This window comes from Gillisia mitskevichiae (assembly GCF_003634585.1).
Taxonomy (GTDB): Bacteria; Bacteroidota; Bacteroidia; order Flavobacteriales; family Flavobacteriaceae; genus Gillisia; species Gillisia mitskevichiae.
In genome coordinates this window covers 367,280-391,160 of record NZ_RBLG01000001.1, presented here as the reverse complement: position 1 = coordinate 391,160, position 23,881 = coordinate 367,280, and the positions used below count along the sequence as shown (strand labels likewise).

The 23,881-nt window shown below is 33.5% G+C and carries 21 protein-coding genes and 1 tRNA gene; 7 read left to right on the top strand and 15 right to left on the bottom strand.

The genetic code is table 11. The annotated features are described in order from the left end of the window. Positions 1-12: 12 nt before the first annotated feature. On the bottom strand, positions 13-447 hold the full coding sequence (gene ybeY / locus BC962_RS01770) for an rRNA maturation RNase YbeY (RefSeq protein ID WP_121344220.1): 435 nt from the start codon (positions 445-447) through the stop codon (positions 13-15). Beyond that, positions 428-3,742 (bottom strand): DUF4175 family protein, encoded by a 3,315-nt coding sequence (locus BC962_RS01765; protein ID WP_121344219.1) that lies wholly within the window; start codon positions 3,740-3,742, stop codon positions 428-430. The genes ybeY and BC962_RS01765 overlap by 20 nt, the downstream gene beginning before the upstream one ends. Before the next feature lie 165 nt (positions 3,743-3,907). Here BC962_RS01765 and gltX point away from each other — a divergent pair, with 165 nt between their 5' ends. Continuing rightward, on the top strand, positions 3,908-5,422 hold the full coding sequence (gltX, locus tag BC962_RS01760) for a glutamate--tRNA ligase (RefSeq protein ID WP_121344218.1): 1,515 nt from the start codon (positions 3,908-3,910) through the stop codon (positions 5,420-5,422). Between the two features lie 5 nt (positions 5,423-5,427). Here the strand turns inward: gltX and BC962_RS01755 are convergent, their stop codons facing one another. Further along, complete coding sequence (locus BC962_RS01755) at positions 5,428-6,105, bottom strand: outer membrane beta-barrel protein (RefSeq protein WP_121344217.1); 678 nt, start codon at positions 6,103-6,105, stop codon at positions 5,428-5,430. A 71-nt stretch (positions 6,106-6,176) separates the two neighbouring features. Between BC962_RS01755 and BC962_RS01750 the strand changes: the two genes are divergently transcribed. After that, entirely contained in the window at positions 6,177-7,163 is a 987-nt protein-coding gene (locus BC962_RS01750; RefSeq protein ID WP_121344216.1) for an SPFH domain-containing protein, read from the top strand. A 65-nt stretch (positions 7,164-7,228) separates the two neighbouring features. On the opposite strand, the gene BC962_RS01745 is transcribed toward BC962_RS01750, so the two are convergent. The 4 genes from BC962_RS01745 to BC962_RS01730 all read right to left on the bottom strand — a co-directional run bounded on the left by BC962_RS01745 (position 7,229) and on the right by BC962_RS01730 (position 9,998). Further along, positions 7,229-7,456 carry a DUF6327 family protein gene (locus BC962_RS01745; RefSeq protein ID WP_121344215.1) on the bottom strand — a complete coding sequence of 76 codons (228 nt, stop codon included), beginning with the start codon at positions 7,454-7,456 and terminating at the stop codon, positions 7,229-7,231. Between the two features lie 9 nt (positions 7,457-7,465). Continuing rightward, complete coding sequence (locus BC962_RS01740; protein WP_121344214.1) at positions 7,466-7,816, bottom strand: phage holin family protein; 351 nt, start codon at positions 7,814-7,816, stop codon at positions 7,466-7,468. Positions 7,817-7,820: 4 nt separating this feature from the next. Next, complete coding sequence (locus tag BC962_RS01735; protein ID WP_121344213.1) at positions 7,821-8,195, bottom strand: YtxH domain-containing protein; 375 nt, start codon at positions 8,193-8,195, stop codon at positions 7,821-7,823. A 129-nt stretch (positions 8,196-8,324) separates the two neighbouring features. After that, a complete protein-coding gene (locus BC962_RS01730) occupies positions 8,325-9,998 on the bottom strand; it encodes a glutamine--tRNA ligase/YqeY domain fusion protein (RefSeq protein ID WP_121344212.1) in 1,674 nt (557 codons plus the stop codon). A 196-nt stretch (positions 9,999-10,194) separates the two neighbouring features. On the opposite strand from BC962_RS01730, the gene folB reads away from it, so the two are divergent. Together folB and BC962_RS01720 are read left to right on the top strand one after the other, a co-directional pair. Next, a complete protein-coding gene (gene folB / locus BC962_RS01725; RefSeq protein ID WP_121344211.1) occupies positions 10,195-10,551 on the top strand; it encodes a dihydroneopterin aldolase in 357 nt (118 codons plus the stop codon). 52 nt (positions 10,552-10,603) lie between these two features. Further along, positions 10,604-10,677 (top strand) — tRNA-Cys (locus BC962_RS01720). Positions 10,678-10,751: 74 nt separating this feature from the next. Here the strand turns inward: BC962_RS01720 and BC962_RS01715 are convergent. From BC962_RS01715 to rnr, 3 genes are read right to left on the bottom strand one after another with little or no spacing between them, the layout of a single operon-like run. After that, a complete protein-coding gene (locus BC962_RS01715; protein ID WP_121344210.1) occupies positions 10,752-11,477 on the bottom strand; it encodes a LysE family translocator in 726 nt (241 codons plus the stop codon). A 31-nt stretch (positions 11,478-11,508) separates the two neighbouring features. Further along, complete coding sequence (locus tag BC962_RS01710) at positions 11,509-12,180, bottom strand: head GIN domain-containing protein (protein WP_121344209.1); 672 nt, start codon at positions 12,178-12,180, stop codon at positions 11,509-11,511. 11 nt (positions 12,181-12,191) lie between these two features. Beyond that, positions 12,192-14,387 (bottom strand): ribonuclease R, encoded by a 2,196-nt coding sequence (gene rnr / locus BC962_RS01705; protein WP_121344208.1) that lies wholly within the window; start codon positions 14,385-14,387, stop codon positions 12,192-12,194. Between the two features lie 1,092 nt (positions 14,388-15,479). Here rnr and rpiB point away from each other — a divergent pair. Genes rpiB through BC962_RS01690 form a run of 3 tightly spaced genes read left to right on the top strand, consistent with a single transcriptional unit; the run spans position 15,480 to position 17,268 of the window. Beyond that, positions 15,480-15,911, top strand: a complete 432-nt coding sequence (rpiB, locus tag BC962_RS01700; protein ID WP_121344207.1) for a ribose 5-phosphate isomerase B — start codon at positions 15,480-15,482, stop codon at positions 15,909-15,911. A gap of 3 nt (positions 15,912-15,914) precedes the next feature. Beyond that, positions 15,915-16,817: a cation diffusion facilitator family transporter gene (locus BC962_RS01695; RefSeq protein WP_121344206.1), complete on the top strand. Its 903-nt coding sequence runs from the start codon at positions 15,915-15,917 to the stop codon at positions 16,815-16,817. Positions 16,818-16,827: 10 nt separating this feature from the next. Then, complete coding sequence (locus BC962_RS01690) at positions 16,828-17,268, top strand: GNAT family N-acetyltransferase (RefSeq protein ID WP_121344205.1); 441 nt, start codon at positions 16,828-16,830, stop codon at positions 17,266-17,268. On the opposite strand, the gene BC962_RS01685 is transcribed toward BC962_RS01690, so the two are convergent. The 5 genes from BC962_RS01685 to BC962_RS01665 all read right to left on the bottom strand — a co-directional run bounded on the left by BC962_RS01685 (position 17,269) and on the right by BC962_RS01665 (position 23,779). After that, on the bottom strand, positions 17,269-18,903 hold the full coding sequence (locus BC962_RS01685; protein WP_121344204.1) for a S41 family peptidase: 1,635 nt from the start codon (positions 18,901-18,903) through the stop codon (positions 17,269-17,271). Beyond that, positions 18,884-19,276: a ribonuclease P protein component gene (gene rnpA / locus BC962_RS01680; protein ID WP_121344203.1), complete on the bottom strand. Its 393-nt coding sequence runs from the start codon at positions 19,274-19,276 to the stop codon at positions 18,884-18,886. Before rnpA ends, BC962_RS01685 begins: the two co-directional genes overlap by 20 nt. 97 nt (positions 19,277-19,373) lie before the next feature. Next, positions 19,374-21,224, bottom strand: a complete 1,851-nt coding sequence (locus tag BC962_RS01675) for a M1 family metallopeptidase (protein ID WP_121344202.1) — start codon at positions 21,222-21,224, stop codon at positions 19,374-19,376. A gap of 6 nt (positions 21,225-21,230) precedes the next feature. Beyond that, positions 21,231-22,907: a S8 family peptidase gene (locus BC962_RS01670; protein ID WP_121344201.1), complete on the bottom strand. Its 1,677-nt coding sequence runs from the start codon at positions 22,905-22,907 to the stop codon at positions 21,231-21,233. An 8-nt stretch (positions 22,908-22,915) separates the two neighbouring features. Beyond that, complete coding sequence (locus BC962_RS01665) at positions 22,916-23,779, bottom strand: MBL fold metallo-hydrolase (RefSeq protein WP_121344200.1); 864 nt, start codon at positions 23,777-23,779, stop codon at positions 22,916-22,918. Between the last annotated feature and the right edge of the window lie 102 nt (positions 23,780-23,881).

Below are 23,881 nucleotides of genomic sequence, written 5' to 3'. Positions count from 1 at the left end.
AAATCTCTTTTTTTAAGATTGTTCCACGTGGAACAATTTCATTTTTTCCTCTTCCTTGCTTCTCATAAGAGCCGCCTCTTCTTCGGTTTTATCCTTATAACCGCTAAGGTGTAAAACTCCGTGACTTAGTACTCGTCGTAATTCGTCTTCAAACTTTACATTAAATGTTTCTGCATTTTCGCGAACACGCTCTGTACTAATATAAATTTCACCTTGTAATATTTTGCCTACAGAATAATCGAAAGTAATAATATCTGTGTAGGTGTCGTGATCTAGGTACTCCATGTTTATCTTTAGAAGATATTCATCATCACAAAATATGTAACTAATCTCTTCTAGAGATTTTCCTTCAGATGCGATCACATTCTCAATCCATGAAGCATAACGTACTTCATCTTCAAGAATGAAATCATTTTCAGAATAAAAATTAATTTTCGACAGATTCAAAATAGCGCTTTACTTTAGTCTTATAAATTTGCCGCAAAGGTAAGCTTTGTCTATTTAAAATTTCAGTAGAATTAAAATATTCTTTGGCTCTAATATTTTGATCCTGAGTAGTGTTTTTAAAATTTTCCTGATTGGTTTTCGAGGTTCTTACATCCTCTTCCTCCTGCTCTCTCACAGCTTCCTCTAATTGAAGTAATCTATGTTGAATTTGATTCATTCTACTTAGGGTTTCCTTATTAAAACCCTTCTCTAGAAGCTGTCTTTCTATTCGCTCCATCTCGTTTAAAACAACGGCATTCTTTCTATCTAGTCCTGCCTCTCTTAACTTGTCTTCTAATTGTTGTCTTAATTGCTGTTGCTCCTTAAAGATTTCATATAGCTTCTCGCTTCCTTGCTCATCTAATCTATTTTCACCTTGCCCATCTTCTCCATTTCCTGTCTTGCCTTTTTTCCCTTTATCTCCAGACTCGTCTTCTCCGTCCTCTTCAGATTTTCCTTTTCCTTGATTGAGTCCCTTTTGCATTTCCGTATTCAAAGCTTCTTGAGCCTTAATTATATCTGGAAGTTGCATGCCTTCACCCCTTCCATTTGGCGCAAGACTAAGATTTGCCATTTCTTCCATGCTATTTAAAACCTCACTTAACATATTTGCTAACTCATTAGTGTTAGTCATAACATATTGCTGACTCGCCGTTCCTTGCTGCAATTCATTTTGAGCAAGCCTCTCTAGAGCCTTATTAATATCAAACTCAATATCGGTAAGTTTGCTGGTGATCTTTTCTGAAATCATTGGATTATTCATAGCTAGTACAAATAAACTGTCATCTATATGCAGAAAATGTTCTTTTAGAACCTGTTGCTTTCGTAATTGTTTCGGATATGCAGGATTGTTTATTCTTATACCTTTAAAATCTAGCATAAGGGCTTCCTCCTCGAAAGAAAAGATCATTAGATTGTCTAAGATCTGCCGTAAGCTATTAATATTAGCATTCAACTGCTCTCCTTGCGCACCAGCTTGAGCAGATTTCATCTTCTTGCTCATTTCTTTCATCTTCTCCCCCGCTTCTTTTTGAGGTGATTTCGCGCCTTCTTTATTGTTTTGCTCTAATTGTTCCTCGGCATTCTTCTGCTCGTCTTGGATTGTCTGTTCCTCTGTCTTTTCTCTTTCTAGTTCAAAAGGTTTTTTAAGTGTTTTATTCTCTTTCTCTAAAGCCTTCATTTCTTCTTTGAATTCATTAAACTCTTCAGTTAGCTTTTTTTGGTTTTCCAAAGAATTCAATGAATCTTGCTTTGCTAAATTTTCTTGCTTCTCTCCTATTTCTTCTAGATCTCTTGCCAGCTTTTGAGTTTTTTCCTGAACATAATACCGCTTTGTAAGTTCCAGTAATTGCTCTAAATTTTTTTGCTCTGAAGTATTCTGCTTAGAAAGTTTCTCCAACTTTTCCATTAAATCTTCTTCACTTATCTTATCTGCATAATCCTGAAGCTCTTTTAACAGCTGCTCATTTTCTTTTAAGCGTTCTTCGTTTCTTTCTAGTCTATCTTTAAGTTGTTCTTGGAGTTCTTTGTTTTCTTCTGAACTGTTTTTTTCTTCTAAGGATTTCTGGAGCTTTTCAGAATAACTCTTCATCATTTCAGATTGCTGCTTCTGTCTTTTCAGGAACTCTTCTAGTTTTTTCTTATCGTTATAATTAAGCTGACTTTTTTGCTTTTTAAGCCTAGACAATTCCTCCAAATCCTTATTAGATTCCTCCATCCTTTCCAGACTTTCAGAAATTCCTTGAATAGACTCACTTTGTTGCTCTAACTTTTCTGTACTTAATTCCTTTTCAGATTTAAATCTAAAGTTAAAAAGCTCGCTTTTACTGGATTTAGCACCTCTAACTCCATCATTATCAAACACTTCAAAATAAACGCTATAATTGGTTCCTTGTACTAAATCTAAACCCCCAGGGAATGTATATAGAAATTCACCCACATTTTGATTGGGAATAGGAATAGCAACTTTTAACTCGCCATCCTTTTCATTTTCAGGATAATAAACCATGTTCACTTTAGTGATAGCGTAGTCATCTGTCACTTTTCCGAAGAAATAATTAACATCTGTCTTAATGCTATCCTGTTTATGTTGAACATTTATTTGCGGGAACTGATCTTTTATTACTTCTATGGAATATTTTAAAGACTCATAATCCTTGACCTCGTTATTAGATGTATTCACCGAGTATTGCAAGGGAGCAAAGATCTTATCTGAATATTTAAATTCTGAAGCGCTTTTATCAAACTTTAAGATGGTGTCTTCGGTTTTAAACAGGACTTCCTCTGTGGTACGAGTTTTTAAAACCCATGAAATTTTAGTGCCTTCTGGCACTACTGCATTACCTGTGCCTTTAATGGTTTGTTTTTCCTTTCTTAAATAAGCAGGGAAATTTAAATTCATTTCAAAATTTAGCAGTTTTGGTACTTTGATGATACTAATTTTATAAGGTCTAGAAGTAACCTTATTTGCACTTAGATAAAATTCAACATCATTTTTTAATCCTTCAAAAGGATATTGGAAGGAGTTTGGGGAAGAGTTCTTTAAATAGTATTCCTCATCGTTAAAGTGAATTGCTACATTTTCTGGAACTAGTTTTCCCATAGTTTTTACATCCAGATTAAAATCTTTGCCTTCTTCAACAATCAAATCACCTTCATTTATTAAAAAAGTGAATGGTGCTGGTGGTTCATACGCCGTGTTATAATGTACAACGCGGGTATAGCTTTCAGAAAAAATAGAAGAATTACCAGTAAAAAGAATCACGAGGATCAATAAAATTGGAAAGGCAGCATATTTTAGATATCTAAGACTTGCGTTAAAATTTACAGCTGTCTTAAAAGGAACAGGGCTAAGTTCCTTAGACTTTTGAGAAATGCTCGCAAGCAGTAAATCAGATTGCTGAGATGAGTTTTGTAGCTGAAGCACATTCAGCAATTTATCATTCACTTCAGGGAAATGTTTCCCAATAAGAATAGAAGCATCTGTGAGACCCAAACCTTTAGATAACTTGAAGAGTTTTGTTATAGGCCAAAGTATAAATCTAAAAAAGAGAATACCTGTAATAAGAATGAAAACCCAAAACAACAAACTTCTATAAGGAGGAGAAAGCCAGAAAAAGTATTCTATAAGTAAAATAACAATGCTATATAACACCCAAACAGAGAAGAACAAAATGCTGCCTTTCAACAATTCATTAAGGTAATAACGCCTAATAAATGCTGTGAGTTTTTGTTTTATAATATCAAATTCCACCATGTGTACTCCCCTACTTTTCCTTCACTTAAAACTACAAATTTCATTTTACTTATTCTAAGTGGGTTTAAAACATCTTCATTTTCTAAAAGCTATAAACAGGACAGTCTTAAATTGATGGGTTTTCCATTAAGAATCTATTATCTTTGCGGCTAAAATTACAATTTTATGTCTGCTAAAGTACGAGTTCGTTTTGCGCCAAGTCCAACAGGACCTTTACACATTGGAGGAGTAAGAACAGCCTTATATAATTATTTATTTGCTAAGAAACATGAAGGAGATTTTCTTTTGCGTATTGAAGACACAGATCAAAATAGATTTGTAGAAGGTGCAGAGCAATATATAATTGAAGCTTTAAACTGGTGTGGGATCCCTTTTGATGAAGGACCGGGAAAAGATGGTGGATTTGGACCTTATAGACAGAGTGAAAGAGCACACTTATATAAGGAATATGCCGAAAAATTAATTTCTAGTGGAGATGCTTATTATGCTTTTGATTCTCCAGAAGCTTTAGATGCACATAGAAAAGATCATGAAGAAAAAGGAAAAACATTTATATACAACTGGCATAATAGATTAAAATTACAGAACTCTCTGGCGCTCTCTTCTGAAGAAGTTCAGCAAAGATTAGATGCCAATGAAAATTATGTGATTAGATTTAATACCCCAATTTCTGAAACTTTACATCTTACCGATGAGATTCGTGGAAATATGGAAGTTGACTCCAGTATTTTAGATGATAAAGTTCTTTTTAAGAGCGATGGTTTACCAACTTATCACCTTGCTAACATAGTAGATGATCATTTGATGGAAATCACCCATGTAATTCGTGGGGAAGAATGGTTGCCATCTTTAGCTTTGCATTATCTGCTTTATCGTGCATTTAATTGGGATGCACCAAAATTCGCTCATTTACCTCTTATACTAAAACCTCAGGGTAAAGGTAAATTAAGCAAAAGAGATGGAGATAAAATGGGCTTTCCTGTATTTCCATTAGAATGGAAAGATCCAAAATCTGGTGAAATTTCTTCAGGATATAGAGAAGAAAATTACGACCCTAAAGCAGTAGTTAATATGTTGAGCTTTTTGGGATGGAATCCAGGTACAGAGCAAGAATTTTTTGAATTAGACGAATTAATTACAGCTTTTGAGATCTCCAGAGTTCATAAATCTGGTGCTAAATTTGATCCAGAAAAAACAAAATGGTTCCAAGCCCATTACCTTCAAAAAACAGAGGATATTGAGTTGGCTTCAAAATTCATGAAGATATTGGAAAGTAAGGGTGTTTCAGCGAATATAGATTATACAACTTCTGTAATTACTCTCTTAAAAGAACGAGCAGTTTTTGTGACAGATTTTTGGGAATTAGGCAGTTATTTCTTCGTAGCTCCTTCTTCTTATGATGAAAAAGCTTTGAAAAAGGCATGGAAAGAAGATACTCCTGAAATCATAGAAAAACTGATTCAAATTGTCACTGAAACATCAGATTTTAATAAAGACAATGTTCAAGATAACATTAAGGGATGGATCACTGCAAACGAAATAGGTTTTGGAAAGGTGATGCAACCTTTTAGACTTGCTTTAGTTGGATCTTTACAGGGACCAGATGTATTTGAGATTTCAGCATCTATAGGTAAGGAAGAAACTATTAAAAGATTACAATCTCTTCTAGCTAAACAATAAGCTTTTTAAAAATAGTATACGATTCCTGCTGTAGCCATTCCTAGATGACCTTCTAGATTTGCTGCGCGGGAATCTTTATTTTGAAGATCTCCGTCACTTAAATTCTTAAGAAAATTGGTTAGCCCATATTGGTATTGTACCCAAAATTTCACGTCTGCAATCCCCGCAGATAAACCAGCAGCTAGATTAAGATTTATTCGGGAAACCTCTTCTAAGTCTTTAGCTGTAAATAGATAATCTTCTACTAAATGATCTTTAAATTGATTATCCACTTCCCACTTACTGTTTATTTGAAGAACTGGCCCCGCTTCTATGCTTAAATGTTCTTTTATGATCTTATGTCCGGCAAATAAATTTAACTGTACTCCAGTAGTTTTAAAATCAATATTTTCAAATTTATTACTGTTTAGAGCATGCCCCATGATACCGGTCTTCATAGAGTAAAAATTAACTCCGTATACAACTAAAAAATTATTGTAAACATTGGCGCGTGTTGTTAAACCTGCCATAAAACCAGTGTTCTTGGTAGTATTAAATTGATCACTATCTATCCCACCATGAGTAACTCCAGCTTGCACTCCTAACCTATTATAAGTATCTCCGTTATAATTACGTCTTTGGGCAGCTAGTGGATTAAAAAGGGAACAAATAAAGATGAACAAAAATGTATATAAATAACGCATGATAAATAACTTTAAGGGTAAATGTAGCCTAAATATTGCTATCTTAAACTTTCAAAATTTATATAAACTATATGATAGCAACAGTTTTAATCCCCATTTTAGTCGTCTTCGGCTTAATAATTCTCTTTACCGGTATCTTTACCGTCAAACAACAAACAGCAGCCGTATTAGAGCGATTCGGAAAGTATAGAACCATCAGACATTCTGGATTGCAATTTAAAATACCTATTATAGACCAGATAGCTGGAAGAATTAATTTGAAGGTTCAGCAATTGGATGTTCTTGTAGAAACTAAAACGAAAGATGATGTTTTTGTTAAATTGAAGATTTCTGTACAGTTTCAGGTAATAAAAACAAATGTGTACGATGCCTTTTATAAATTGGAAAGTCCACATGATCAAATTACCTCTTACGTTTTTGATGTAGTTCGTGCTGAAGTTCCAAAAATGAAATTAGATGATGTCTTTGAAAGAAAAGATGATGTAGCTATTGCAGTGAAAAGAGAGCTAAATCAGGCAATGTCTGATTATGGATATGATATTATTAAAACCTTGGTAACAGATATAGACCCAGATTCTCAAGTAAAGTCTGCAATGAACCGAATTAACGCTGCAGAGAGAGAGAAAGTTGCTGCAGAGTATGTTGCAGAAGCAGAACGTATAAAAATCGTTGCTAAGGCACGTGCAGAAGCTGAGAGCAAACGTCTACAAGGTCAGGGTATTGCAGATCAACGACGTGAGATCGCAAGAGGACTAGAGGAAAGTGTAGATGTGTTAAATAATGTTGGAATAAACTCTCAAGAAGCCTCCGCATTAATTGTGGTAACTCAGCATTATGATACGCTACAATCTATTGGTGAACACACTAATAGTAATTTAATATTATTACCAAATTCTCCACAAGCTGGAAGTGATATGCTTAATAATATGATCGCTTCATTTACTGCATCCAACCAGATTGGCGAAGCGATGAAAGAAAAGAATGCTAAGATCTTAGCAGCTAAACCCAAGCCTAAAAGAAGAAGAGAAACACCAGATAGCGAAGAAGAAACCGAATAAAAATATATTTAAATAAAAAGGCGGATGCTCATTAGAACATCCGCCTTTATTATTTACTTCTGAAATTATCTTGAGGTAACTACCTTCTTAACTCCAAATATTTTTGATACTGCTTTTAAAACAAATGCTTTTTGCGCAATAGAGCCTATCACTCCTCCAATTAAAGATATTGGGGATAGACTTTCTTTCGTATGCTCAATACTCAATCGTATCTCTTCTTTATCAATCTGATTTTGAAGTTTCAATATCTTCAAATCCCGATCTATTTCTTCAAATGAACTATACTCTTTCATAAAAATTATTTAGTCGTTAAAGAAGGTTCTGGAAGATTTGATCAAAATGATTTTCTCTATATGTTTTTTTCCGAAGAACCATATAATTAGGAATATCAAAAGATAAAATGCGCCAACTATAAAGAACCCTGCGCTAGGAACTCCTATGGCGTTACTTATTCCTAATGCAACTGCAATAGAAACAAAGAAAAGAGCGATAAGACAAATAAAACCAAGCAACATCATATTCACCATAGAGATCACCCCTTTAATGATTTTTTTATAAAGATCAAGTTTATAATACTCGGTACTGCTCTTGGCTAGATCGCGAACATTGTCATTAAGATCATTTATGCTGTTGGTTAGTTTTTCAAATGCCATAGGCTTATACTACTGCTTTATTAGCTGATGTTGAAGCTTGTTCTACCTTAACGTCTTTTTGCAATTTTGCATTCTGCATTCTTAAGTCTTCCAATTTAGATTCTAATGCAGATAAAATATCGTCTGCTTTAAAACTTGCTGAAGATAAAGTAGATTCCAAACGAGATTCAAAATCAATTTTAGCTTGTTTTGCTTTAGAAGAAAGATTAGAACTTGTCTCCTTATATTTTTTATTGAATTTATCTTGAGCTTTTTTAGCGTCTTTATTCAATTTATTTCTAGTCTTTTCTCCACTATCTGGAGCATATAACAATCCAACTGCTGCTCCTATTGCAGCCCCTGTTACTAAAGCTAAAAGTGTATTTCCTGTATTTGCCATGATTTTTTGTTTTATATAATTAATTCCACAAATTTAAGTTAAACCACAAGACATTCCTGTTAATAACCGGTTAATATGTAAACTTGCTTTATTAAAGTATTCTTAAAGGAATAAGTATAAAACAATGTATTAACTAAGTTTTTCCCAAGAATCTCTTAAGGTAACTGTTCTATTAAAGATAAGATTTTCCTTTGTACTTTCTTTATCTATACAAAAATATCCTATTCTTTGAAATTGAAATTTATCTGCGACACTTGCATCTTTTAAACTTGGTTCCACGTACCCAGTGATCACCTGGAGTGAATCTGGATTTATAAATTCCATGAAATCCTTTTCCTTATCGCTATCTGGGGCTGCAACTGTAAATAAACGATCGTAAAGCCTTATTTCAGCTTTTATAGCGTGAGGTATAGAAACCCAGTGTAAAGTTCCTTTAACCTTACGTAAAGACTCCTCGGTACCGCTCCCACTTTTACTCTTAGGATCGTATGTACAGTGAATTTCTAGAATATTACCTGCTTCATCTTTTACAACACTTTCCCCTTTTATAATATAAGCACTTTTTAAACGCACTTCTTTTCCAAGAGTTAATCTAAAGAATTTTCTATTTGCCTCTTCCTTAAAATCTTCACGTTCTATATAAAGTTCTTTTGAAAATGGTATTTTTCGAGTTCCTGCATTTTCATCTTCAGGATTATTCTCTGTCTCTAACCATTCTTCGCCTTCTTCGTAATTTGTTATTACAAGCTTTACAGGATCTAGCACACCCATTACACGGGGAGCAATTTTATTAAGATCCTCACGAATACAAAATTCTAAAAGTGATACATCTATAATATTCTCTCTTTTAGCGATCCCAATAGTATCTGCAAATTTTCTGATGGAAGTTGGAGTATAACCTCTTCTTCTAAAACCAGAGATCGTAGGCATTCTAGGATCATCCCAAGAGTTTACCGTCTTATTCTCTACCAATTGTAACAACTTTCGTTTACTAACAATAGTATGACTTAGGTTTCTTCTTGCAAACTCTCTTTGCTTAGGAATAAAATCTTCTTCCTTGCTAATCTTACTTATAAACCAATTATAAAGCTCACGGTGTGGTAGAAATTCTAAAGTACAGAAAGAGTGAGATACACTTTCTATAAAATCGCTTTCCCCATGTGCCCAATCGTACATAGGATAGATCTTCCAAGCATCTCCAGTTCTATGGTGCTTTTTATGTAAACTTCTATACATAACAGGATCTCTCATGATCATGTTAGAAGAAGTCATATCTATTTTTGCTCTTAAAACATGAGCTCCCTCTGGAGTTTCCCCATTTTTCATCTTCTCAAAAAGTTCCACATTTTCTGAAACAGATCTGTTTCTATATGGACTTTCTGTTCCTGGTACGGTTGGAGTTCCCTTTTGATCTGCGATCTCTGCGGAAGTCTGACTATCTACATAAGCATTTCCAGACTTAATAAGATCTACAGCCCAATCATATAATTGTTGGAAATAATCTGAAGCATAACACTCCTTATCCCATTTAAAACCCAACCATACAACATCTTCCTTTATAGCATCTACATACTCCTGCTCTTCTTTTGTAGGATTTGTATCGTCAAATCTTAAATTCACAGGGGCATTATATCGTTCTCCTAAACCAAAATTTAAACAAATGGAAGACGCATGGCCAATATGGAGATATCCATTAGGTTCTGGAGGGAATCTAAATTTAAGATCTTGTTCGGTATAAGAGCCTTTTAAATCTTCTTCTATAATTTGCTCAATAAAATTGAGTGATTTTTTTACTTCAGACATAGTTCAATTTCAAAATATCCCGCAAAGTTATCAAAAATTACCACGGAAAATCCATAATCTATAGGTTAAGGATATTTATTAAACATGATATGATGTTTAAATTCAGCAATAAGATCAAATTAATAGCCTAAAGTTGAATTTTCTTAATAAATACTCCATTATACCGGCTGCAGTTTTACCTTTGTAAAAAAATATTTTGGGTAAAATAACTTTAAAAAACATCAAGGTTTTCTCCTATCATGGATGCCTAGATGAAGAGGGAAAAATAGGTAGCGATTACCGGGTAGATCTTATGGTAAAAGGCAATTTATCTCACTCTGCAAAGACAGATTCTTTAAGTGATACAATAGACTATGTACATCTAAATAAGATCGTTAAGGAAGAAATGGCAATACGAACAAAGTTATTGGAAACAGTAGCAGATAGAATTTTAAATAGGATCTTTAAGGAGTTGGAATTAGTAGAAAAGGCACGTGTAGAAGTATCCAAGATAAACCCTCCAATTGGTGGTGATGTTGGAATGGTAACTGTTTCCAGTACTAAATCCAGATAGAAACTTGTTTGTGAACAGATATTTTTTATTACATTTGCCAACCTAAATTAATGGCATCGTGGCCGAGTGGCTAGGCAGAGCTCTGCAAAAGCTCGTACAGCGGTTCGAATCCGCTCGATGCCTCCAAAAGCTTCCCTAACGGGAAGCTTTTTTTATGGAGTTTATTCAGAAAAATTACTTCAGAAAAGAGTTAGACATACTTAACTCTTAATTTCCTCACTTTTATTGAGGTCAAAAACCACGTTTCCTGGCTCTAAGATCTCTATTTGGTCTTGTAAACGTTCAATCTTTTTAGGAAAAATCCCTCTTGTAATTAAGATCCCACCAAAGATCACCATTAGCATACTAATCCCTCTTTTCATCTTGAATATACGGCCAGGTGTAAGTTTTCTATTTAATTTTTTAGCAAGAATAATTTTAAATATATCTATAAAAAGATAAGTACCTAACACTGTAGAGAAGAATACGGTAATACGGTTAGGTTCCATATCTAAGGTAGGTCCAAACACAATTATAAGTCCCAGCCAAAAGCCTAGAACTCCAATGTTTATAAAGTTTAAAAGAAATCCTTTTGCCGCTAGTCCAAAGTAGTCGCTTCTACTAAGCTTCCTTAACTCTGGCGAGTCATCTTCAACTTGAATAGATCTTTTTGTTTGAATAAAAGACATTATTCCATAAGTACTCAAGATCATCCCTCCAAAAATAAATAATCCCGGATCGTCTTTTAGGCTACTTAAAAGCTTAGAAGTACTTAAATATGCTATTAAAAGAAAAACAACATCTGCCAGAATAACACCTATATCAAATGAAATAGCTGCCCTAAATCCCTTTAATGCCGCAGTTTCCAACAACACAAAAAAAACTGGACCTAATAAGAATGCCAAAAAGATTCCCATTGGTATTGCAGCCAAAATATCTTGCACCATAAAACTATTAGATTTTCACGAAGATAAGTTTCTAATTTATCTTCTTAATCGTTCCGCCAAAAGTGGTACTTTCATCTATCTTTTCAGGATTTCCATATATATAAATGGTTCCTCCTGCTCTTACTTTTGCATTTACATATGCTTTAGAGAATATGCTTGCAGTTCCGCCGCCAGCAATACTCACCTCAATATCGGATCCTATAAGATTTTCACCTTTAAAATCACCCGCAGCTTTAACATCTATATCCTGTTTTGTCGCAGTACCAATTATAAATAGATTTCCACCAGTTACCACACTAGCATATAGATTTTCTACCTCTATATTTGCTTTCACATCTGCCCCTTCCTGAACTCTTATTTTAAACATAGGTTGAACAATTTTACCACAGATATCGATCTTGGCATTTTGTTTCGCTTCAACCTTTAATAACTGCTTATAGTAGATATTTACAATGGTATTATCTTCGTTCCATAGATGATTCAAATCTACACTTATCTTTAAAACTCCATTCTTTACTTTAAGATTTACATCTTCTCTACTACTACCAGTAATAACGGCCTTATTCTCCTCTGCATGAGTGAAATTTACTTTAAGACCTTTGGTGATCTCCGCTTCGGTAAAATTATCTAACTCTACTGTTATTTCCTGTGCATAACTTAAAGAAGCACAGGATAATAACATTAATAAAATATATTTTTTCATCACTAATACTATTAATTAGTTTGTTCTTTCTTTCCAATTAAATTGAAGTCCAAATGTCTCTTCACAAGATCTGCATTCTTAACAGATATGTAAACTTCATCTCCTAATTGGTACATGTTCTTAGTTTTTCTACCAACTATTGCATATTGCTCTTCATCAAAATCATAATGATCATCTCTAATGTCTCTAAGACGAACCATTCCTTCACATTTATTGGATATAATTTCAACATAGATACCCCATTCAGTAACCCCAGAAATAACTCCTAAAAATTCCTCATCTTCATGATCTAACATAAACTTCACTTGCATGAATTTTATAGAATCGCGTTCTGCATTAGTCGCTAAACTTTCCATTTCACTACTATGATGACATTTTTCTTCATATTCCTCTTCTTTTGCTGAAGGTTTATCATCCAGATAATTTTGCAATAATCTGTGCGTCATAACATCTGGATATCTTCTAATAGGCGAAGTAAAATGAGAATAATAGTCGAAAGATAATCCGTAATGTCCTATATTCTTAGTGCTATAATAGGCCTTACTCATTGTTCTAATAGTAAGAGTATCTACTAAATTTTGCTCTTTTGTTCCTTGAACGTCACTTAAAAGCGCATTTAAAGAGGAGGAAATAGAGGATTTGTCTTTTAAGTTGATCTTGTATCCAAATTTAGCAATAACCGTTTGTAGGGTACTTAATTTAGAATCGTCTGGCTCGTCATGACATCTATACACAAAAGTCTTCTTTGGAGTTTGTTTTCCAATAAATTGTGCCACCCTTTTATTTGCAAGCAACATAAATTCTTCAATCAACTTATTGGCCTCTTCAGAAGTTTTAAAAAATACTCCAACAGGTTCGTTTTGCTCATTTAAATTGAATTTCACTTCAACTTTATCAAAAGAAATAGCACCTTCAGCCATACGTCTTACCCGCATTTGCTTAGCAAGATCGTTAAGAGTAACAACCGCATCTACAATATTTTCTTCAACATTATATCCATTTTCACGTATAGAAATCTCTGCTGGAATCGTTCCTTTCTCAGTTTCAATAATATGCTGAGCCTCTTCATAGGCAAAACGCTCATCCGAAAGAGTTACAGTTCTACCAAACCATTCTGTGATTACATGCCCTTTTCCATCAATTTCAAATAAGGCTGAAAAAGTGTATTTTTCCTCATTCGGTCTCAAAGAACATGCATTATTAGATAAAACTTCTGGTAACATAGGTACTACCCTATCAACTAAATATACAGAGGTTGCTCTTTCATAAGCTTCATCGTCCAGAATTGTTCCCGGTTTTAAATAATGAGATACATCTGCAATATGAATTCCTATTTCGAAATTCCCATTTTCCATCTTTTTAAAACTCAAGGCATCATCAAAATCCTTTGCATCCTTAGGATCTATTGTAAACGTTAAGGTTTCACGAAGATCTCTACGTTTTTTTATCTCATCTTCCTGAATTGAGGTATCGATATTATTTGCAAAATCTTCAATTTCTTTCGGAAATTCGTGAGGCAATCCATATTGAGCAAGAATTGCATGCATTTCTGTATGATGTTCTCCTGGCTTCCCTAAAACTTCTTTTATGCTCCCAAAAGGTGAATCTGCCTTTTCTGGCCATTCTTCCATAGTCACCACAACTTTATCTCCGTCCTGAGCATCCAGCATTTTATTCTTCTGAACAAAAATATCTGTATACATTTTAGGATCTTGTATGGCAACAAATCCAAAGTTTGGTTGCATTTGTAAAACTCCTACAAATTCAGTTTTTTTCCTTTTAATGATCTTTACGATCTCTCCTTCAGATTTTCTCTTATTTCTCTTATTGTAAATATATACTTCAACTTCATCCCCATTTAATGCCTTATTTAAAGCATTAGCAGGAATAAAAATATCCTCTTCCATATCGTCAACTACAACATATCCAAAGCCTTTGGTTGTCATATCAAGTTTACCTTGATAATATTCTGGATTTCCACCCATTTTAAACTTACCAAGTGTTTCTTCTACAATCTGCTTTTTAGCCGTTAACTGTGCCAAATTTCTAATTATCTGATTCCTAGAACTAGCATCTGTAAGATCTAATTTTGCAGCAATTTGTTTGTAGTTAAAGCTTGTGCTTGGGGATTTTCTTAATATATCTAGAATGCTTTTGGAAAGACTTCCTTCATTCCTAGATTTTGACCCTTTATTCTTTTTATTCATAAATCTTAATAAGCTATAAAATTACAGCTAAAATGTGACTTTAAAATAATCTATTAATAAAGTTTTGTTAAGCCTCTAATTACAAGCTATTAAAGAGTTCTTTTTAACTTGTTTTGATAATCAGATACTTAAGAATCACAAAATCTTAAAAATAATTTTTATTTTCTTAAAGTTTTCTTAATTTTAAAGTAACATCTCTTTCATAATTTCCCCACAAATTTGTAAGAAAAAGTGATTTTAATGAATAAGTCTACTAAAATCTCGCTTTTATTCTATCTCATATTTCTCTTGGGAATTTTAGGAGTATTTTCTATTGTGAGTAAATCTCTAAATAAAAAAAGTCATGTAGATTTTCATTCTTCCTCGAAAATTATTTCTGAAAGTCTAATCTAGACTATTAACTAGAAATCAAATACTTATAGTTTTTTTACTTATTTCTATTAGTTATATATTAAACATAAATACCTTATTTACAGATTATTAATAACATTTTATCCTTTTTTTAAAATTAAATTCTATTAAATAGCTTCTAAAAATTTCGAATAATACTTTAGAGAAGAGCTTTAAAACTGAAGTTATAAACACTTATATTATATTTATCTTTTTTCTTCTTTTTAAAAAATTAAAACTGTTGGTTATTATAGCTTGTTAACTTCTAGCATAACTTTTTTAAATAAAAATAGGTTTTTGAGATACAAACAATTTAGATTGACTTATTAACAGCTTAATATTTTTATAAGGATCTGATACTCTTGTTATTTTAAGATTTACTTAACAATCGTGAATAAATATATGTTAATAGAAATCCTTGAAAACTATATCACTTTTCGTTGTTCACAATCTACAATTTGATGCTCATAACTTCCCTAGAAATTCTATACTTATAATTAGGAGAATTGGAATTTATATCGCTATTCTAAATTCTAAGTTAGAAAGCAAATTATCTTGTTATTTTCTAGCATATTGTTATTCACATTTTATCAAAAATCTTAACCCCTTAAAAACAGGACATTTAGAAATAGTAATTAACAATGGATATTATAATAGTTAACAAGCCATTTTCTACCTTTGTTCAACCTTAAAAACAAACTTATGAAAATAGCAATTGGAAATGATCACGCTGGAACTGAATACAAAGAAGCTATAGTTGCCTTCCTGGAATCTAAAGGAATAGCAGTTATTAACTATGGTACTAATAGTGAAAATAGCGTGGATTATCCAGATTTTGTACATCCAGTAGCAAGCGATGTAGAAGGAAATAAGGTAGATCTAGGAATTATTATTTGTGGTAGCGGTAACGGAGCTTCTATGACTGCAAATAAGCATCAAGGAGTTCGTTGTGCTTTATGTTGGACAGGAGAGATCACAAAACTAGCTAGACAACATAACAATGCAAATATTTTAAGTATTCCTGCCAGATTTGTATCTCAAACACAAGCCGTGGATATGGTAGATATATTTCTAAAAACTGAATTTGAAGGTGGTCGTCATCAAAATAGAATAGATAAAATCCCCGCTAAATAATTTATGGGACATGATCATGATCATAGCCAGAATGTAAGTGGTAAAAATCTTTTATTTTCTATATTTTTAAATATAGGTATTACCCTTGCTCAGGTAATTGGTGGTTTGTTAAGTGGAAGTTTGGCATTACTATCAGATGCACTTCATAATTTTAGTGATGTACTGTCTCTATTAGTTAGTTATATAGCTAATATTCTTTCTAAAAGAGATGCCTCTTTAAAACACACTTTTGGATATAAAAGGGCAGAAATTGTTGCTGCGTTTGTAAATGCCTCTACCCTAATTGTGGTTGCTGTAATTCTAATCATTGAGGCAGTACAAAGATTTCAGAATCCAGAGACTATTAACTCCAATCTTGTTATCTGGTTGTCTCTTTTAGCTATTGCAGGAAATGGTTTAAGTGTTCTGCTTTTAAAAAAAGATAGTAAAGCTAACCTCAATATGCGTTCTGCATATTTACACTTGTTAACAGATATGATGGCTTCTGTTGCAGTCTTATTTGGAGGTTTATTAATGAAATATTATCAACTATTCTGGGTAGATAGCATACTTACATTAGCTATTGCCATTTATCTCATTATTGTTGGATTAGATCTGCTAAAATCGGCTACCAAGGTGCTTATGCTCTTTACGCCAAGCGATCTTGCTTTGGAAGATATAGCTGAAAAGATCACTACTATTTCACAAGTTAAAAATGTTCATCACCTACATGTTTGGCAATTAAATGAAACAGAAATTCATTTGGAAGCACATATAGATTTTACTGAAGATATATCACTTTCAAAATTTGATAAGATCTTGTCTGAAATTGAAGAACTACTGTATCATTCCTACGGAATTAATCATGTGAATATTCAACCAGAACTTGGTAGGTGTGACAATAAAGATCTAATTGCTCAGGATTAAAAAATAAATTATGCAAATTAAAGTAAAGACATTTCAAGAGTTAAACCTGGACGAATTATATGAAATTTTAGCTCTTAGGTCTGAAGTTTTTGTGGTAGAACAAGATTGTGTATATCAAGATATTGATGGAAAAGACCAAAAAGCCCTGCATATTTCAGGATATAAAGACGATAAATTAGTTGCCTACACCAGATGTTTTAATAAAGGATTATATTTTGAAGAAGCTTCTATAGGTAGGGTTATAGTTAAAGGGGATCAAAGAAAATATGGTTTTGGGCATGATATTCTAGAGGCCTCCATTAAAGAAATTGAAACCAAATTTTCTACTAAAACAATTAAATTGTCAGCTCAAAAATACCTAACTAGATTTTACGAAAGTCATGGTTTTAAACAAATTGGAGAAGGATATTTAGAAGATGGAATACCACATATTGCAATGATCAAGGATTAGTTATTTTAATATTCCTTGGTATCTTGTTGTATTATTTAAAATCTCTTGAGCTTCAGCTATTTCTGGATTTTCAAGAATGTAATGCTGATATAATCCTTCTTGAAAAAAATATCGTTTAATAATTTCATCTGTTAATAAAGTAGTGATCTCTGCTTTCTTAATATCTAGATCTGCTTTTTTAGCAATTTTAATTTCAGCTAAAGTCTGTTTATAATTATCTAATATATCTGCACTAAAGCCTTCTTCTTCTGCAGTAAAAAGTGCTTCTTCTAAATCTTTTTCAGTTCTAGTTTGATAGCTAAAATCGCTTTTATTTAAATATGTTTTAAAGGAATTATAATCCTCCTCTGTAAATTTAAAAGCTTGTGGACTTTCGAGCTTATGAGAATAATAATATTGGGTAGCAAAGTCAAAAATAGCATTGTTAGCTAGCAACGCATTAGTAACTGCACTAAATTCTGAAGTTTCTAAAGTGATGTCTGGTAGTACTCCTCCTCCATCAAAAACGCTTCTTCCATTCTTGGTTTTAAATTCGTTATAATCCTCCATTTTAGTACGAATAGCTTTGCCATCTTTATCACGCTCTCTATAATTTAAGGCTTGAATGCAGCGACCGCTTGGTGTGTAATACCTAGAAATAGTGAGTTTTAATTGAGTGCCGTAGGCTAACTCCTTTGGGCGTTGTACAAGTCCTTTTCCAAAACTTCTGGCACCTACGATAACACCTCTATCTAGATCTTGAATAGAACCCGCAACAATTTCACTAGCTGAAGCACTGCGCCCGTTTATAATGACCACCAACGGAATCTTGGTGTTTATTGGTTCTTTCTGTGTAAAATACTCTCGGTTGTACTTTTCTATTACAGATTTAGTAGTGGTTATTAATTGGCCTTTATCTAAAAAGATATTACTAACATTAATGGCTTCACTAAGCAAGCCTCCAGGATTTCCACGAAGATCTAAAATTATTTTTGTTGCTCCTTTAGCCTCAAGATCTTTTAATGCTTTAATAGTTTCTGAAGAGGCATTTTCATTGAATCTCGACAATACAATATACCCCGTATTATCAGGTAACAATTCATAAAAAGGAACAGCTTTTAAAGTAACCAAGCCTCTAGTTAAGGTAGTAGATAGTTTTTTTCCTTGTCTTAAATAAGTAAGTGATATTTGTGAATTTGGAGCGCCATTAAGCAAATCTGAAGCATTATCTGTAAAATCGGCTACAGAGAGTCCGCCAATCTCTGTTATTTCGTCTCCGGGCTTTAAACCCGCTTTATCCGCAGGAAAATCTTTATATGTTTCAACAATCACAAAGCTGTTTTTCTGAATTCTTACGGAAGCACCAATTCCTTGATATTCTCCGGCAGTGTTCATTCTTGCAGCTTCTACATCTTGTTCGTTATAGTAATTGGTATAAGGATCCAGATCTTCTAACATTGCTTTAATAGCAGTATCCATGAGCTCTGCAGGATTGGTTTCATCTACATAATTCATATTAAGTTCCTTAAAAAGTGTAGTGAATATTTCTAATTGTTTCGCTATTTCAAAAAAATCGGTTCTAAATGAGCTAGCTCCAATAAAGAGGATACCGGCAATAAATACTACTGAAATTCTTTTAACGATCCTGTTTTTCATGAGCCAATTCCTTTTCTTTTAATTTCTTCAAAAGCAGAATAATGCAATCTGAGATCTCTTGAATATCATAATTTTTACGCGCTGTAAATATGAACATTAACGCGTATTTATGGTTTAAGTTGCTTTCTACAAGATACTTATTTTTCCTGAAAGCCTCACGCATGAGCCTTTTCAAATAATTGCGATGCACAGCTTTCTTAAAATTCCTTTTAGGAACTGAAACCCCAGTTTTACAAGTGGTGATATCTGGGTTTTTAATTGGATGGTAGAGTAGTTTAATGGGAAACTGTTTAATGGAATTTCCTTCCGTAAATAGGATATCTATTAAAATTTTGCTTTTCAGTTTCTCTGATGCAGGAAAGGTTTCACTCATTATTACCAGTTGATTTGGCTAAATTAAAAAAATCCGCTTTGGGAATTCCCAAAACGGATTTTCTTTTGAATACAAAGCTTAAAATAGTTTAGGAAAACTACTCCACTTCTACTGTAACAGCTTTGTTTAATTCATTATTCTCTCTATTGATATCTGCCATTAACCCAGCAGGATCTATTTGCACATTAGAAATTGTGCTTTTTGGCTTAGCTATACTTAATTTATAAGTTGGATATGCCCAAGCCCAGTCTTTGGCAACTGTTCTTTCCATTTCTCCTTCAGCTGGTTTATTCCAACGCATCATTTGTAATGGAATATATATCATTTCTGAGGTTCCATCAGTATAAGTTACCTTCACATCTAATGGCATTGGCATTAAACCTATACGTTCAAGATTCACATCTGTAGTTTCGCCTTCTTCAGTAAGACCAGTAACTGCATAATCTATTGTATTTGTAGTTTGTGTCCAATCTATTAAATACCAGTCTAGTTCTGCTCCAGAAACTTTTTCAGCAATTCTAATAAAATCATTTGGAGTAGGATGTTTAAATTTCCAAACATCATAATATCTATTTAAGGTTTTCTGAAGATTTTCTTGACCAATTATATAACCTAATTGAGCTAAGAAAACAGAACCTTTTGTATAAGCTGCCGCTCCATAAGCACCATTAAGATTATATCTATCTGCATGTGTACTTTGTGGTTGCTCTACTCCAGATTTTGCCAAACCAACATATCCTCTAAAAGATCCAGCAAAAACATTCTCTTTTTTAGAATCACTTATCTCATTTTCTGCTAAAGTTGAAATGTAAGAGGTAAATCCTTCATCCATCCATTCATTCACGCTTTCATTGGTTGCCATTAAATGCTGAAACCAAGCATGTGCCATTTCATGTGCAGTAACTCCCACTAAACTTCCAAAGCTACGTTTTCCAGTAATTAAGGTAGCCATAGCATATTCCATTCCACCATCTCCACCTTGGATCACAGAATACTGCTCCCATGGATAAGCCCCGATATGTTCGTTGAAAAACATCAATAATTCTTCAGTTTTAGGCTGAAGATTCTTCCAGTTTTCTTTAATCTCAGGAGTGTTTTTGTAAAAGAAGTGCAAAACAGTTCCATCTGCAGCGGTTCTTTTATCATGAACAAATTCTGGATCTGCAGCCCAAGCGAAATCGTGTACCATTGGTGCTACAAAATGCCAAGTTAGCTTTTCCCCTTTTGCTTGTTTTACTTTAGTTCCTTCTGCTTCATAACCATATCCAATTTCTTGTGGGTTTTGCAAGTATCCAGTACCACCAATCACAAATTTCTTGTCTATAGAAATTTTTACATCAAAATCTCCCCAAACTCCGTGAAATTCACGACCTATATAAGGATCTGCATGCCAACCTTGGAAATCATATTCTGCCATTTTAGGATACCATTGCGTCATAGAAAGCGCAACTCCTTCTGCATTATTTCTACCAGATCTTCTAATTTGCTGAGGCACTTGTCCTTTAAAATCCATTTTAAAAGTTGCTTTCTTCCCAGGTAAAAGTGGTTTACTAAGTTCCACTTCTAATACAGTTCCAACCTCTTCAAAAGAAAGATTAGCTCCATCTTGGGTTAAGGAATTCACTTTTAAATATCCTTGTTCTGCTTCGGTTAATTTAGAGATTCGGTCCCCAACTCTGCTATCTGGATCTTTAATGGTTCTTGATCTAACATCCATTTCGCTTCCCGGCTGAAAAGCATTAAAGAATAAATGATAAAACACACGATTTAAAGTATCTGGAGAATTGTTGGTATATACCAATTCTTGCTTTCCGGTATATTGGTAATTCTTTACATTCATATCCACTTCCATCTTATAGTCAACATTTTGTTGCCAATAAGAAGTGCTGTTTTGAGCTTGTGCCCAAATGCTTGTAAAAATTGTTATTACTAAAAATATTCTCTTCATAATTTGTTATTTAGATTCTCTTTCTGCTAAAATAAGCGCATTATATAAATTTACCATCTTCCCAGAAACAGAAAGTTCTGTAAACTTTTTGTTCATAGTATTTTCACTAACCACAACCGATGCTTTTGTAGACACACCACTGTTCATTATAATGTTCTTAACCTGGGCAGCGGTTAATTTTGGATACTGAGAACGGATAATTGCAGCTACTCCAGCTACTGCAGGTGCTGCCATAGAAGTTCCTTGTAAAAATTCGTAAGTATTATTTGGAGTTGTAGACCAGATCTTAGTTCCAGGAGCAAAAACATCTACATTCGTTTTTCCGAAGTTAGAAAAACCTGCAACTAAACCAGAACCATACTCATAATTTAAAGCTCCCACGGTTAATACGTTATCAACAATTTCAGTTGAATTTTGTGGAGTTTGATCGTTTGGATATACCATTTTAGTGTCTAGATCCAACCCTTCGTTTCCAGCTGCATTTACAATTAAAACATCTTTAGAAGCGGCATATTTTAAGGCGTCTATCACAAATTCAGGATTTGGAGAAAAGTATTTACCAAAACTGGTATTAATAACTTTTGCACCATTATCTACTGCATAACGAATTCCTAAGGCAATGTCTTTATCATATTCATCTCCATCTGGCACAGCGCGCACTACCATTATTTTCACATTATTTGCTACTCCATCTATTCCGATGTTGTTATCTCTTTTTGCAGCGATAATTCCGGCAACATGAGTCCCGTGTTTTACATCTTCTTTATCTTTTGTTGGTCCAGACACTTTATTATTTCCATATTTATTGTCTTTAATATCGTAAGGATCGTCTCCTACGATTGCTCTACCATCAAGATTTAGATTGAAGTGAGTTTCTAATCTATTTCCAAAATATTCTATCGCATCATTTAATTGAGTTAATGCAGTGGGAATGTTTTCATCTACATTATTCTGAATTTGACCTAACATTGCTTTATACTGTTGCATTTCTGGAGTATCCGCAGTCATTGCAGCTAGTTCTTTCTTGGTATAATCCTCTTTTCCAAGTTTAGCGGAAACTGCTTTATGAGCAGTTGTAAGTTGTTGCTTTATTTGATCGTACTGATTCTTATTTTGAACCGTCTCATTATATTCTTTTTCATATTCAGCTTTCGCGCTAACATACACATCATACCCTGCTTTATCACCAGAGCTTATTGAGCTTGCAGGTTTACCATCGTATTTAGACTTTAATCGTTTATAAATACGGGTATATTCTAGATTTTCCTTTACGGCATCTCCAAGAAAATTCCATCCGTTCACATCATCTATATAACCATTGTTATCATCATCCTTTCCATTATTGGCTACTTCTCCTTTATTGATCCAAACAACGCTTTTTAAATCTTCATGAGCAATATCTACTCCGCTATCCACAACAGCCACGATCACTTGATTTCCAGATTTATTTTTAATGATCTGGTTATATGCCTTGTTTATACTCATTCCTGGGATGGTATCTGTTACCAGATCATATTGTCCCCAGTTTTTTAATTGAATATCTGTTAGGGGTGTTACTTTTAAAGGAATCTCATCTATATTCTCTATTGGTGTAGAGACCAGAACTGGATTTGTTGTACCACAAGCAGAGAATGTTAATGCAATTCCTGCAATAAATAAGGGTTTAAAAAAGGGTATTTTCATATTTGATTTTAGTTAAATAGTTCTTTAAAAGTGAATGTTTTATTTAGTCGCACACCTTTTTCGGTATGTTTTAGGGTAATGATCTCATTGTGAGCATCATGTTCTAGAAAAAGATAAAGTTCCTCATCTGCAGCCTTATTCAGAAAAAGTTCTTTTTCGTTAAGAGTTAGTAGAGGTCTGGTATCATAACCCATTACAAATGGTAAAGGAATATGTCCAGCTGTTGGCAGTAAATCTGCCATAAAAACTAAAGTCTTTCCTTGATATGAGATATGTGGGATCATTTGTTTATCTGTATGTCCATCTGCAAAAAACACACCAAAGCCTAGTTCTTCTGAAATTGTAAAAGTTTTATTAGCCTCTTTTTCAAGGAAATGAAGCCTTCCGCTTTGTTCCATGGGGATGATGTTCTCTTTTAAAAATGAAGCTTTTTCCCTAGCATTGGGCTGAGTTGCCCATAACCAATGATCCTTATTACTCCAAAACCGTGCATTTTTAAAGGCAGGTTCATATCCGGTTCTATCTTTATTCCATTGCACGCTTCCACCACAATGATCAAAATGTAGATGAGTCATAAAAACATCGGTAATATCGTCTCTATGAAACCCGTGCTGTTTTAATGATTTGTCTATAGAATGATCTCCCCATTGATAATAGTAACCAAAGAATTTTTCACTTTGTTTATCTCCCATGCCCGTGTCTATAAGGATAAGTTTATCCCCTTCTTCAATTAATAAACAGCGAGCAGCAATATCAATCATATTGTTATTATCTGCGGGATTGGTTTTATTCCATAAAGATTTGGGAACTACGCCAAACATGGCACCTCCATCTAATTTAAAATTTCCTGCTTCTATTGGATATAATTTCATAACTCGGTATTTGAGTTGCAAAGTACTAAAACCGCTATACTTACTTTATGGCTCTACTTCAGAATTTAAATTTTTTAACAAAACATTGAGGATTCGTATAAT